Here is a 13,507-nt window from a genome sequence, read left to right as displayed (position 1 = left end):
AGTACCTCATGGCTCTGACCGCCCACCAGCTGACGATGCGCTTTGGCGATCGTCAGCTGTTCGAGATTGAGCGCCTCTCCATCGCGGCGGGAGACACCATCTGGCTGCACGGGGCCAACGGGGTGGGCAAGACCACCTTGCTCAAGATCCTGGCGGGGCTGCTCCCCCCGACCCGCGGCTACACCAACCTGCCGGGGCGCTGGCAACGGCGGCTCAACCGTCTGCTCAAGAGGGATCTGGGGCCCGGCCGGGTCACCTATCTGCACCAGACCCCCTATCTGTTTGATCGCACGGTGCATGACAATGTCGCCTGGGCGCTGGACAAGCAGCTCGGCAGCGAGGTACGGGTGTTCGAGGCGCTGCGCCGGGTCGAGCTGGAGGGGCTGGCTCGGGAGCACATCAGCATTCTCTCGGGTAGCGAACGGCAACGGCTGGCCATGGCCCGTGCCTGGGCGCTGCAACCCGCTTTTCTGCTGATGGACGAGCCCACCGCCAATCTGGATGCACATTCGGTTGCCCTGATGGCCGCATTGGCGCAAGATCTGCGGGAACATGGCAGCGGCCTGGTGGTGATCAGTCACCAGCACAACGCCCTGACCGACCTGTGCGAGCGGCAATGGACCCTCGCCCGTGGCCAGCTGCAAGAGACGACCCCTTTAAAAATCATCGAGCGACATGACTTCAAGAAGCGAATCCCCCTCTAGCCCTTTTCCCGTTTCGGCAGTGATCCTCGCCGGCGGCCGCGCCACCCGGATGGGGGGCGAAGACAAGGGATGGGTGGAGCTGGCAGGACGCCCGCTGATCGTCCACGTACTGGAGCGGCTGCGCCCCCAGGTGGACGAGATCCTCATCAATGCCAATCGCAGCCACGACCGCTATCAGGCGCTGGCTCCCGTCATCAGCGATGACAATCGCGACTACCTCGGCCCGCTGGCGGGCATGCAGGCTGGCCTTGCCGCCGCCCGCCACGACTGGGTGCTGTTCGTCCCCTGTGATGGCCCCGCCCTCCCCCCGGATCTGATGAGCCGCTTTCGCGCCGCCCTGACCCCGGATACCGAGCTGGTAGTTGCCCACGATGGCGACTGGCTGCAACCCGTGGTCGCCCTGCTGCACACATCCCTGCTCCCCTCCCTTAGCGCCGCACTGGCCGAGGGGGAGCGCAAAATCGATATCTGGTTTGCCCGCCACAACATGGCGGTGGTGAGCTTTGCCGATCAGCCGGATGCCTTCATCAATCTCAACAGCCCGGACGAGCTGGCCGCCTACGAGGCGCGCCTGCAAGACGCCACCGGACAAGGAGCCACCTCATGACCCCGGCCCCCACTCTTCCCCTGCTCGGCTTCGCCGCCTGGAGCGGTACCGGCAAAACCACCCTGCTCGAGCAGCTCATCCCGCAGCTGACAGGGCGCGGCCTGCGCATCGGGGTGCTCAAGCACGCCCATCACGACTTTGACATCGACCAGCCGGGCAAGGACAGCTACCGCCTGCGCAAGGCGGGCGCCCGGCAGATGATGGTGGCCTCCCGCCGTCGCCATGCCCGCATCATTGAAACGGAACTGGCCGAAGCCGATTTTCGCCAGCTGCTGGCAAGCTTCGATCAGACCGAGCTAGACCTGCTCTTGGTCGAGGGGTTCAAGCACGAGCACTTCCCGAAAATCGAGCTGCACCGCGCCGAAATTGGCAAGCCGCTGCTCTTCCCCGAAGACCGGGACATCATAGCACTGGCCAGCGACCAGCCGACAGAGACCACCCTGCCGCAACTCGATATCAACGACCTTGAGGCTATCGCCGACTTCGTCTGTAGCTGGCTTGACGGCTGTCAGAGTCGCGAGCAGGAGGCAGGCAACGGCTTTTTGTCGGTCGAGGCGGCCCGCAACGCCATTCTGGCGACCCTCACCCCAAGCACCGCCTGCAGCGACAAACCGCTGGCCCAGTGCCACGGCGCCGTGCTGGCCATCGATCTGATCAGCCCCATCAATGTGCCCCCCCACGCCAACTCGGCGATGGACGGCATTGGCCTGCGCAGCGACGATCTCGCCGCCGGTCGCTGGCAACTGGTGGGTGAAGTGCTGGCGGGCCAGCAGCGCCACGAACCGGTGCTGGCCGGTCAGGCGGTGCAGATCATGACCGGCGCCCCGCTCCCCCCCAGGGTCGATACCGTGGTGATGCGCGAAGAGACCCATATTGAGGGTGAGTGGGTCACGGTCACCGCCCCCGTTCACGCAGGGCAGAACGTGCGTCAGGCCGGGGAAGATCTGGCCAAAGGTGCGGTCGCCATCCCGGCCGGAACCCGACTCGCAGCTCCCCAGCTGGGGCTGGCGGCATCGCTCGGGCTGGGCAGCCTGCCGGTACGCACGCCGCTGAAAGTGGCGCTGTTCAGTACCGGCGACGAGGTGCAGGCACCGGGCGAACTGCTCGCCCCCGGCCATATCTTCGACAGCAACCGCTTCACCCTGATGGCCCTTATTCGCGCCGCCGGTTGCGAAGTGATGGACCTTGGCATCATCCCCGATGACAAGACCATCCTGCGCCAGCAGCTGGAGCAGGCTGCCGCCAGCGCCGATCTGGTGCTGAGCTCCGGCGGGGTCTCGGTGGGCAACGCCGACTTTATCAAGCTGGTGCTGGCTGAGCTTGGCCAGATCGATTTCTGGCGCATCCAGATGCGACCGGGCCGCCCGCTCGCTTTTGGCAAGCTGGGGCAGACCCCCTTCTTCGGCCTGCCCGGCAATCCGGTGGCCGCCATGGTCTGCTTCCTGCAATTTGTCGAGCCAGCCATCGCCCGCCTGCAGGGCAAGCTGTGGCAGCCGCTGCGCCTCTCGGCACTGGCAGACGAGAAGATGAAGAGCCGCCCGGGTCGCACCGAGTTCCTGCGCGGCATCTTCCATCAGGATGGCAACGGCCAGCTGCGGGTGCGCACCACGGGGCCACAGGGTTCCGGCATCCTGAGCTCGATGGCCGATGCCAACTGTCTGATTGAAATCGTCCCCGCTCAGAGCGGCATCGCCGTTGGTGAGCGGGTCTGGATCCACCCCCTGCAAGGACGATTGGCCTGAATCCCGACGGGGCGCAGGCCGGATGCAATGCGCCCCCAGGTCACTTTACACGAGGCTCACTGTGCGTCTTGATGCCCCCTTATCCCGGCTCGATCTGCTGGTCTACGGCCACTATCGCATCGTCCATGGCCTGCGCATTGCGCTCGCCTTTATGCTCACCTTTCTGCTCACCCGCCAGCTGCAACTGCCGGAGAGCACCTGGCCGCTGATCACCCTGGTGGTGGTGATGGGCCCCATCTCGTTTTGGGGCAATGTGCTCTCCCGCGCCCTGCAGCGGGTGGTGGGCACCATCTTCGGCGCCAGCTGCGGGATAGTGGCGCTTTATCTCGAGATCTACTCCCTGCCGCTCACCTTGATCTGGTGCGGCTGCATCATGTTCCTGTGCGGCTATCTGGCGCTCGGCAAGCGCCCCTATGTGGGATTGCTGATCGGCATCACCCTCGGCGTCACCATGGGGGCCCAGCCGGGGGATATCCATACCGCCCTCTGGCGCAGCGGTGACGTGGTGCTGGGCTCCCTGCTGGCACTGCTCTTTTGCAGCATCTACCCCCAGCGGGCCTACAGCCACTGGCGCCTGCAGTTGCACCATATCTTGCAGCAGTCGGGACGGCTCTATCACACCCACCTCTCCCCCAACGTGCTGGAGCGGCCGCAGCTCAAACACAATCTCTCCCAGCTGCTGGCCCAAACCGGCAAACTGCGCGCCCTGCTGGCACCGGCAGCCAAGGAGACCCGCCACAGCATCGCCCTGTTTGATGCGGTGCAGGTCACCATGCGCAATACCCTCTGCACTCTCGAGATGCTGGCCAACACCTACTGGAACGATCGGGAGAGCCACTTCCTGATGCAGAGCACCCGCGAGCTGCACGAGTGCCATCAGGCGACCGAAGAGGCGATAAACCAGCTTGCCCGGATGCTGCAAACCGGCGACGGGCGCGGAGCAGAGGCCGCCATCGCCCGTCTGCACGAGCTGGCGACCCGGGTCAACCTGCCCGCCAATACGGAGACGGCCATCATCGGCTATCTCTGGCTCAACGTGCAGCTGACCGAGCAGCTCACCCACCTGCGCCGCCTGCTGGGGCTGATCCTCACCGTGCCCCATCGCAAACAGCCAGCCTGAGCGCCATAAAAAACGCCCCGCATTGCGGGGCGTTTTGCTATCTGACTGGCCGCTTGGGCTGTCATGGCTATAAACCTTAACTGGCATTGGCCAGCGGCTGTTCGGGGGTGAGGTAGAGGGAGAAATCCTGAATACCCGCCTGCAGGGCGGCAAAGCAGTCGGGGTCGATAGCGGTGCCCAGATTCTCCGCCATCATCTCCAGCGCCTGCGGCACGGGGATGGCACCGCGGTAAGGACGCCTGGCTGTGATGGCATCGAAGATGTCGGCCGTGGTGATTATGCGCGTCTCAAGGGTAATCTCGTCCCCTTTCAGCCCCTTGGGGTAGCCTTTGCCATCGAGGCGCTCATGGTGGGCGCCCGCTACTTGTGCCAGCTCCTCGAAGGCGCCGATGCGGCTCAGGATCTCCTCGGTGTAGGCGGCATGCATCTGCACCGCAGCCCACTCCTGCGCATCGAGCTTGCCCGGCTTGTCGAGAATGGCATTGCTCACCCCGAGCTTACCCACGTCATGGAGCAGGGCACCCCGCTTGAGCCAGCGTCGACGCGACTCGGACAACCCCATCTGGGTGGCAAGAATATCGGTATAGAGCGCCACCCTGCCGCTGTGACCCGCAGTGTAGGGACTTTTGGAGTCCACCACCTGCCCGAAGGCCGCCGCGATCTCGTCCAGATAATCCTCATCCAGCGCTACTTCGCCCTGTCCGGCCGGGTGGACCAAAACCCACTCGGTCAGTCGGGGATCGGTCAGCCCTTGCCAGAAAGCATCGTCCGCCAGCGCTTCAAATTCGCGAACCAGCGCCGGATCAAACCAGCTGCCGCTGCGCTCGCGCAGCTCCTTGAGCGCTGCATCCGGGCCGGCGGCCGCATGAAACACATCCACCACCTGGCAGAGCAGGGCAATGCGGGAGAAGAGCGGGATCGCCTCGCCAGCCAGTTGCAGGGGGCGACCTTTGCCATTCCAGTGTTCATCAAGGGAGAGGATGCCATTGGCTACATCATCACTGAAACGGAGCTGGCGAGCGATATCCGCCCCCCGATGACAGCGGGTCTGGATCAGTTCGTTGGCAATCTGGTCGCCGTTGCGAAAGATATGAAACAGGCTGCGAAAACGTCCCAGCAGATCCGCCTGCAGGCCGGTATGGCCCAGCACGAAGTTGACTACCTCGGAGAGAGAGCCATCTACCAGTTTGAAATCGCGTTTGAAGTGAAGATCGTCGGTGAGATAGAGCTCGCAGATGCGGGCAGCATTGCTGCTGCACCCAAGATCCTTGAGCAGGAGCGTGTAGTAGAGATCATGGCGCAGCCGGGCATCCAGTCCCAGCCGCTCCCCCAGACGGGAACCTATCCAGCAGCAGCGAATGCAATGCCCTCTTGGTTGTCCCTCGGTCATATCGAGCGCATGACTGAGGGAACCAATCAACTCCGCCAATCGCAATCCATTCACCGTCATAGTCTACTCCCTTAGACATCATGGCGATTTTGCCAGCTGATTATGTATACCCCATCTGGTGCCGGATAGATCTGGATTCAGTTGAATTTAGGCAGCGGCCTTGCCCTGATTCACCCGCTCTTCCAGCTCAGCACGGCTCAGGGTAGAGACGAAGCGACCGTCGAAGTAGATATCCATCAACTCGCCGCGCTTCTCGCCACGCATCATGCTGCTGCGGCCATCCAGATAGTGCACCTCCATCTGGGCGGTATGCTCGTCGGGATAGCTGATCTCCACCTCACGCACCCCTTGCGGCAGCATGGCCAGCGGCACTTTGTGAAGAGAGGGGTCGAGGTGCTGGTTCACCTTGATCACCGGGTCGACTTTCATATCCACCACCGCCGGTGACTTGCCGGTGATGGGGTTCTTGCCAGTCCAGAATTCGATGGTATTGAAGACGAACAGGTCGGCAGTCGCCGCCAGACCATAAATCGGGGAGAGCAGCATAAAAACGCCAGCCCGGCCGTAGCGGTTATCCACTACGCTCAGATTGCCCTTGGTCACCATGCCGGATAGCCCCATCTGCCCCATGCAGCCGCTCAGCCCCATGCTCGCAACCATCATCAGCAACGCGGCCGCCCGCCCCTTCTGTTGTCGTACCATCTTGTTCTTTTCCTGCTCGGTTATGAATGAGGCGGCAAGCCTAAGCAAGAGAGGAGGTGGGGACAATTCACAATGGCGGGGTGATACAGGAAGAGTTCAGATTGGGGCACTGACTGGTCAGAAGTGCATCAGTGCCCCGGTTTGATTGTGGTCGGATGAGTCACATGGCCAGACCCGAAACCGTGGCGGAGACATTGTTTGCCTCGCGGCGGATCTCGCTCATCACCTCGTTGACCTCACCTACCTGCTGCTTGCCCAGCTCGGCGCTGCCCGCCACATCAGACATCTCGGCGGTCACCTTGGCGGTCAGTTCACGGTTGTTCTGCACCACCTTGGCAATCTCGTCGGTAGAGAGCGAGGTGCGCGCCGCCAGCTGGCGAACCTCGTCAGCCACCACCGCAAAGCCACGCCCCTGATCCCCGGCTCGGGCCGCTTCGATGGCTGCGTTGAGGGCGAGCAGGTTGGTCTGGTCGGCAATGCTGCTGATGGTGGAGACGATCGCCTCTATGCTGCGCGACTGCTCGTTCAGCTGATTGATAAGGCCGATGCTGTGAGTCAGCTGACTGGCAATCAGGCTGGAGGTATCGACCACCGAGGAGAGCAGCCCAGCCCCGCGCTCGGCGCAGCTAAGGGTCTCCCGAGCTGCGTCGTGAGCCAGCATGGCCGCCTCACACACCGCATCGCTCTTGTTGATCCGCTCCGTGATATCGCTGGCAAACTTGATCACCTTCACCACCCGGCGGTTGTCATCCAGGATCGGGTTGTAGGTTGCCTCCAGCCACACCTTGCTGCCGTGGCTGTTGAAACGGCAGAAGAGGCCGGATTTGAACTGGCCGCGCCCAAGCTCTTCCCAGAAGTGGGGATTTTCCTGATAGAAGTGGTCATCGCAGAAGATGCGGTGGTGCTTGCCCTGCACCTGAGCCAGGGTGTAGCCCATGGTGTTAAGGAAGTTGGCGTTGGCAGTGAGCACTTCTCCAGTCGGCGTGAATTCGATGACGGCCAAAGAACGATCAAGGGCCTTTACCACCGCCTGCTGGCTCAGCAGCTGCAGATGATGCTCGGTGATGTCGGCGGCAATCTTGATCACCTTGGTCACTATGCCGCGCAATTTGACGGGGAAGTAGGTGGCCTCCAGCCAGATTGGCTCACCGCGGCGATTAAAGCGCTGAAAGACCCCGGTACGGGAACGCCCCTGTTTCAGGTCGGCCCAAAACTGCTGGTAGGCGCTGCTCTGGGCATACTGCTTGTCGCAAAAGATCCTGTGATGCTGGCCCACGACCTCGGATGCGCTGAATCCCACCACGTTGAGAAAGAGATCGTTGGCGGCCAGCACGGTGCCATCAGGGCTGAAAGTGATGGTCGCGACGCTGCCATGCACTGCATCGTAAAATCCCTGTTGCTCCAGAAGCTGCTCCTGACACTGCTGCAACTCGGCTTTCAATTTGTTATTGAACATCGAAACATATCCTCCAGACAGGCACCCGCCATGGCCAAACCACATGGTGGATCAACAAGATAATGACGGCGTGTACCCTCAGCATAGCTGGCTGGGCCATCAGACTCCCTTTTAACAAGCTATTTATTGTCACCCATCACACGACGGGCTGATGGCTGACATGTCACGGCTCACCGGGCAGTTGGTTGCCACTCCATATAAGCCGGATTGGCGACAAAACCGATCCGCTCATAGAGAGGCCGGCCAGCCTCGCTGGCATGGAGCCATACCTTGCCAAACCCGCGGGCTATGGCCTCTGCCGCCATAGCATCGAGCAGTGCACTGGCTGTACCCTGCTTGCGATAATCGGGCAAGGTATACATGTTGAGCAGATAGGCCTCTCTTCCCGCCAGATTGCCGGGATAGGGTGGCCGCACGAACATCGCCAGAGTACCTGCCGCGACAACCTGTTTATCGACCTCGGCCAGCCAGGATAAAGCGGATCCGCTCAAAAATGCGTTGGTAAAATAACGTTCGGTTGCCTGTATCAGGGCAGGGTCGGCTGCGGGGTGCGGTAACTCCCCCACTTCACAGAAGAGCGCCATTCGCATGGCAACCAGCATCGGAATATCGGCCTCGGTGGCCTGACGGATCAGCATCGCAGCTCCTTGCGTCATCGGGATCCATAAAATGAGCAACTAACAGGGGGAAGAGCGTAGCTGCTGCCACATTGTGACATCCCCTTTTTGCACCAGCGATAGTAACAGAGTCGAGCATTAACCATCTGTTTTTAAACGCATAAAAAAAGACAGCCGAAGCTGTCTTTTTTTTCGAAGAGGGTCTTAGTAGAAGATCCGCTCGCCACGTTCGCTCATCTTGAGCCAGACCGGCTTGGTACTGGTCTTGTTCCAGATGCGGTGCAGATAGCTATAAAAGCGGGCGCGATCACTACGAAACAGCATCACTGGAAACGCCAGAATGCCCACCAGCAATACATAAATGCGACGAAGAATAATCTGAGTCAGAGAAAAGGGATGAAACATGATGCAACTCCTTACTGGTACGACCACTGAGCAAAGATTACTCCACTATCTGTAGGATTACTACATCCTCAGCCATATTTTTTCATAAAAACGGCAAATTAGCGGGATAAATGAAATTGAGCAACGTGATTAATCAACAATTAACACATTTGCGAAAATCGGGCGCTCTGCCACAGTTATGAGTGCGGAAACGTGCCGTATGGAGATGCGTATGAAGCTTTCAGAAGTTGCTCTGCTGGTGCTGATGCTCGCCTTGACCAAGGCGCAAATCGATGAATGGCAGCTCAATCAGGGGGATGCCATCGTGCTTGCCCGACAAGGGCCAACCACCGTGAGTCTGTGGCAGTGCGGCACACTGAAACAACAGATGGCGGATCTCACCCAATACAGTGCAGAAAGCCAGTTTCAGAATCGGGGCCAAAACGTGGACGAAGTTAATCACTATCTTGAACGGCAGTGGCGAGAAGCAGGCTGCGAACGGCTGATGCTGCAACAGAGTTACTGATAAATTCGGTTTGAGATGATTTTTTGAAAATAAAGAAGAGAGATGGAGGCACGTTCCGGAGTCGAACCGGACTAAACGGATTTGCAATCCGCTGCATAACCGCTTTGCTAACGCGCCATGCTGACAAGACTGATTGTCTTGAAAGTGATATCCATCGTTGGTGCGATGGAAAATTGGAGCGGGAAACGAGACTCGAACTCGCGACCCCGACCTTGGCAAGGTCGTGCTCTACCAACTGAGCTATTCCCGCATTACTATTTCGTGCCAGTTGCCTGACAACGAGGCGCATTATACGTACCCCGAGCGACAGCACAACCCTTTTTTCGCATTTAAGCGCCGCAACCGGATCGTTTGCTCACCCTTTAGACGGGTTGCTGCAAAATCAGCCGTTCAGCTGTGACCAACCAAGCGAATTTGGGATAAAGTCGTTGAAATGATTACGCTTTAGTTCGAGACTTGAGCCGCTTAATAACCGGATTCTCAATTGAAATTCACAAGATGAAATGGATCTTCAGGCTTCGTGGACTCAGGCCGCAACTAATGCTGGCTTTTTTCATGTTGGGAATGGTGCCATTCCTGGTCGTCACCCTCTTCTTCCTCTACAGCCACGGCAAGGACCTCACCACCCAGACTTCCAACCATCTGGTCTCCGTTCGCAACATAAAAAAGAGCCAGCTTGAGGATTACTTCAACAACCTCAAGGAGCAGATCACCAACTTCTCCCAGCAGGACTTTGCGGGCAACAGTATCGGTCGCTTCTACGGTTTTGCCGGTGCCTTTGAAAAACTGGGCACCACGCCGCAAGAGGCCCGTGCCCGGGCACAGGCACGCTATGTGCCGGGCTCCTGGGATCAGCTGCAAAAACCGGATCCCGAAGTCGAAATCGAACCCTCCATCAGTGCCCTCATTCTGGCTGACGAGATGTATGGCCGGGTGCATCAGCGCTTTCATCGCGGCTATGCCGACATGGTGCGCAAATCCAACTACAGCGACATCTTTCTGGTCGACCTCAACGGTGATGTCGTCTATTCGGTCACCAAACACCCCAACTTTGCCACCAACCTGCTCTCCGGCCCCTATCAGGGCAGTGGCCTCGGTCAGACCTTCGCCAAGATCAAGCGGCGCCTCGATGGCGGCCAGAAACCGCAACAGATCTTTGAATTCACCGACTTTGGCCGCAACGAGCTGACCGGTCAGGTGGTCGCCTACATGGCCGCCCCCGTGATGCAGTACGACTATGTGCGCGGGGTGGTCATCTTCGAGCTGCTGCCAGACAAGCTCAACCAGATCATGGCGGAGCGGGAGGGGCTCGGAAAAACCGGCGAGACTATTCTCATCGGCCCCGACAAACGGATGCGGGCCGATGCCTGGCTGGCGCCGGAGTACAGCGTCGAGAACAGTTTCAGCCAGAATTTCCGCCTGCTGCAGACCCCTCTCGTCACCAAGACCCTCTCTGGCGAGCAAGGGGTCGGGCTGTTTCGCTCCTATCAGGATGACGATGTACTCGCCGCCTACACCCAGGTGAAGGTATTCGATACCGAGTGGGCCTTTATCGCCGAGATCTCCACCCGCGAAGCCTATGCCCCAATCCGCCAGCTGGAGACGCTGGTCATCGTGCTGGGGGCTGGCTCCCTGCTGCTGCTGATCCTCTTCTCCCGCTGGCTCTCCCACTCCATCACGGCGCCGCTGCGCTCCCTGACCGAGGCGGCAGAGCAGGTTGCCGATGGTGCACTGGATCACCCCATCGCCATCGAACGCACCGGCGATGACATCGACCGGCTGGCGCAGGCGTTTCGCCATATGCAGCGCTCGGTGAAGGAGAAGATCGAACTCATCGAACAGCAGACCATAGAGCTGCAGCAGCAGGTCAAGCTGACCCACAAGCAGAACCTCAGCCTGCAGCAGGCGGACAAGCTCAAGGATGAACTGCTGGCCAATACCTCCCACGAGCTGCGCACACCTATTCACGGCATCAAGGGGATGGCCGAGTCGATGCTCGCCAGCCAGCAGGATTTGACCGAGGGGCAGCAGAAACAGCTTGGCCTCATCATCAAGAGCGCCGACGGTCTGGCCCGTCTGGTGGACGATCTGCTCGACTACCACCAGATGCGCTACGGCCAGCTGGAGATCCACCCTCAGCCCGTCTCCTCCAAGGGGGTCATACGGCTGGTACTCGACCTCTGTCAGCATCTGGTGCAGGCCAAACCCCTCACTCTGGTGGATATCAGCCCGGCCGAGCTGCCTCCTGTGCTGGCTGACGAACAGCGCCTCGAACAGGTGCTCTACAATCTGGTCGGCAACGCCATCAAGTACACGCCGCAGGGCAAGGTGGTGCTGAGCGCCATGGTGGAGGGCAACTTCCTGCGCATCAAGGTGACCGATACCGGTATCGGCATCTCCCCCGAGCATCTGGAGCATATCTTCGAACCGCTGGTGCAGATGAGCCCGGAGGTAAGCAAGCAGGGAGCCGGCCTTGGCCTCTCCATCACGCGCCAGCTGGTGCACTTGATGGGTGGCGAGCTGAGCGTGCAGAGCGAGCCGAGCGTCGGCTCCACCTTTGCCTTCACCCTGCCGCTCGCGACTGGCAAGAGCGCCCCGCTGACTCAGGGCAGCCGTCAGATAGAGCTGCAACTGGTGCGCCAGCAGCCGCTCATCCTGCCCGACTGGGAGAGCGAGGATCTGCCTCCCCCGCCCGAAGGGGCCCCCCTCATCCTGGTGGTGGATGACGAGCCCATCAATCTGCACATCCTGCGTCATCTCTTGCAACCCTGCGGCTATCGCATTCTGCCCAGCAGCGATGGCCACGATGCGTTGGCCAAGCTCACCCAGGAGCCGGTGGATCTCATCCTGCTCGATGTAATGATGCCGACCCTCTCCGGCTTCGATGTCTGCCGCCGGCTCCGGGAGCATCATCCCAAAGAGAAGCTGCCGGTGCTGCTACTCACCGCCCTCAACCAGCCCAAGGATATCGAGGAGGGATTCAACGCCGGCGCCAACGACTATCTGGTCAAACCCTTCTGCAAAGAGGAGTTGTTCGCCCGGGTCAAAGCCTTGCTGGAGGCCAAGGCGGGGCGAGCCTCGCTGGTGGAAAACCGCTTGCTCAAACAGGAGATAGAACACCGCCTCACCCTGCAGGAGCGACTCCATCAGGATCAGATGCGCCTGCTGGCCCTGCTCGGCGAAGGGGCCGACCCCATGCTCTTTATCGACGAGCAGGGCACAGTGCTGTTCGCCTCCCGGGTACTGGCTCGCCTGCTGGGTCAGGAGCCGGAAACCATGGAGGGACAAACTATCGACGAGTGGCTGGCCGAGCCGCTGAAAGAACAGTGGCCCGATCTGGCTGGCCAGCGGGAGCATATTGTCGAGTTTCTGGTGGCAGGCCAGAAAGATGAACTCAATGCCCGCGCCCTGCCCATCACCCTCGGGGGGCAAGCGGCCTTTGCCCTTACCTTTACCACTGAACAGCGCCAGGATGAGAGCCGCATCGTGGCGCTGGAGAACGCCCTCAAAAACCTCTCCCGGCAAGCCATCATCGAAGATGAGCAGCTGCTGGGCGAGCTGAGCCGACTGGGCGGCGAATTCCGCTCGCTGGCCGACAACCTCATTCGCCAGCAGGATGACGAGCCCCTGCGCCGCGCCCTGGTGGAGACCATGCAGCTCACCCTGGATGCCTGGCAGCAGGGCACCGGCAAGGGCAAGATCGTGCTAGCGGAGAAGAGCAAGCTGTGGCGCGTCTACATGGACAGATCCAGCCCGCAGACCCGCACCCTCGACAAGTACCTCAATCTGGACACCCTGCCCAAATCGCCGCGCTGGAAGACGGTCGTTGCCACCACCGAGTATGTGCTGGGCCACTGCCCGCTCAACGAGCAACAGCGCCAGCAGTTGCAACAGAGTGCCCAGACCCTGCGTCAGCTTGCCAACCGCAAGGTGTGAGTCGGCGCAGGATGCGCGCTGGCTCACACTTGGCAAACCGGTTTCTTTTTCCAGCAAAACAAAGCCCGATATCCACCCTGAAATCCGAGCCGATCCACGTCACATATTTGTCATGAACGTTGTTTTCAAGGCGACTTTTAGCGCAGAGAGAACTAACTTAACGATATGATTTTCAACAGATAAAAATCCATTTTGACGAAATTGACGTAAGGCCCGGGATTTTTACGAAAACAACGAAATCAACAGTTGTTGTTTTCCTGTTAACTCTGTTTTGCTAAGGGCGTTGGAAAACAAAACGACAAGGGTGCAGACACCCAACCAAC

The 13,507-nt window shown here is 60.2% G+C and carries 11 protein-coding genes and 2 tRNA genes; 6 read left to right on the top strand and 7 right to left on the bottom strand.

What is annotated here, in order from left to right:
• Nucleotides 1–8 precede the first annotated feature (8 nt).
• The 4 genes from AACR93_RS16225 to AACR93_RS16210 all read left to right on the top strand — a co-directional run bounded on the left by AACR93_RS16225 (nt 9) and on the right by AACR93_RS16210 (nt 4,173).
• Nucleotides 9–704, top strand: a complete 696-nt coding sequence (locus tag AACR93_RS16225; protein WP_043851348.1) for an energy-coupling factor ABC transporter ATP-binding protein — start codon at nt 9–11, stop codon at nt 702–704.
• Nucleotides 676–1,311: a molybdenum cofactor guanylyltransferase MobA gene (gene mobA / locus AACR93_RS16220; RefSeq protein WP_043851347.1), complete on the top strand. Its 636-nt coding sequence runs from the start codon at nt 676–678 to the stop codon at nt 1,309–1,311. The genes AACR93_RS16225 and mobA overlap by 29 nt, the downstream gene beginning before the upstream one ends.
• The gene (locus tag AACR93_RS16215) at nt 1,308–3,053 is read left to right on the top strand and encodes a bifunctional molybdopterin-guanine dinucleotide biosynthesis adaptor protein MobB/molybdopterin molybdotransferase MoeA (protein WP_043851346.1); all 1,746 of its coding nucleotides are present in this window, start codon (nt 1,308–1,310) and stop codon (nt 3,051–3,053) included. Before mobA ends, AACR93_RS16215 begins: the two co-directional genes overlap by 4 nt.
• Nucleotides 3,054–3,114: 61 nt before the next feature.
• Nucleotides 3,115–4,173 (top strand): FUSC family protein, encoded by a 1,059-nt coding sequence (locus AACR93_RS16210; protein WP_043851345.1) that lies wholly within the window; start codon nt 3,115–3,117, stop codon nt 4,171–4,173.
• Between the two features lie 76 nt (nt 4,174–4,249).
• Here the strand turns inward: AACR93_RS16210 and AACR93_RS16205 are convergent, their stop codons facing one another.
• The 5 genes from AACR93_RS16205 to AACR93_RS16185 form a co-directional block, all read right to left on the bottom strand.
• Entirely contained in the window at nt 4,250–5,623 is a 1,374-nt protein-coding gene (locus tag AACR93_RS16205; RefSeq protein WP_043851344.1) for an HD-GYP domain-containing protein, read from the bottom strand.
• An 87-nt stretch (nt 5,624–5,710) separates the two neighbouring features.
• Nucleotides 5,711–6,265 (bottom strand): DUF3332 domain-containing protein, encoded by a 555-nt coding sequence (locus AACR93_RS16200; RefSeq protein ID WP_041208956.1) that lies wholly within the window; start codon nt 6,263–6,265, stop codon nt 5,711–5,713.
• Nucleotides 6,266–6,425: 160 nt separating this feature from the next.
• Nucleotides 6,426–7,721 (bottom strand): methyl-accepting chemotaxis protein, encoded by a 1,296-nt coding sequence (locus tag AACR93_RS16195; RefSeq protein ID WP_043851343.1) that lies wholly within the window; start codon nt 7,719–7,721, stop codon nt 6,426–6,428.
• Between the two features lie 170 nt (nt 7,722–7,891).
• A complete protein-coding gene (locus AACR93_RS16190) occupies nt 7,892–8,359 on the bottom strand; it encodes a GNAT family N-acetyltransferase (RefSeq protein ID WP_043851342.1) in 468 nt (155 codons plus the stop codon).
• A gap of 183 nt (nt 8,360–8,542) precedes the next feature.
• On the bottom strand, nt 8,543–8,743 hold the full coding sequence (locus AACR93_RS16185; protein ID WP_005334863.1) for a YbfA family protein: 201 nt from the start codon (nt 8,741–8,743) through the stop codon (nt 8,543–8,545).
• A 211-nt stretch (nt 8,744–8,954) separates the two neighbouring features.
• On the opposite strand from AACR93_RS16185, the gene AACR93_RS16180 reads away from it, so the two are divergent.
• Complete coding sequence (locus tag AACR93_RS16180; protein ID WP_042029394.1) at nt 8,955–9,248, top strand: hypothetical protein; 294 nt, start codon at nt 8,955–8,957, stop codon at nt 9,246–9,248.
• 43 nt (nt 9,249–9,291) lie between these two features.
• On the opposite strand, the gene AACR93_RS16175 is transcribed toward AACR93_RS16180, so the two are convergent.
• Both AACR93_RS16175 and AACR93_RS16170 read right to left on the bottom strand, forming a co-directional pair.
• A tRNA-Cys gene (locus AACR93_RS16175) sits at nt 9,292–9,365 on the bottom strand.
• Between the two features lie 57 nt (nt 9,366–9,422).
• Nucleotides 9,423–9,498: transfer RNA gene (locus tag AACR93_RS16170), tRNA-Gly, on the bottom strand.
• Nucleotides 9,499–9,746: 248 nt separating this feature from the next.
• Here AACR93_RS16170 and AACR93_RS16165 point away from each other — a divergent pair.
• Nucleotides 9,747–13,184 carry a hybrid sensor histidine kinase/response regulator gene (locus AACR93_RS16165; protein WP_043851341.1) on the top strand — a complete coding sequence of 1,146 codons (3,438 nt, stop codon included), beginning with the start codon at nt 9,747–9,749 and terminating at the stop codon, nt 13,182–13,184.
• Nucleotides 13,185–13,507 lie beyond the last annotated feature (323 nt).

The sequence above is a fragment of the Aeromonas sp. L_1B5_3 genome (genome assembly GCF_963866575.1).
GTDB lineage: Bacteria > Pseudomonadota > Gammaproteobacteria > Enterobacterales > Aeromonadaceae > Aeromonas > Aeromonas jandaei.
Note: the sequence above shows the minus strand (reverse complement) of the source record. Positions and strands in the feature narration are given on the sequence as shown.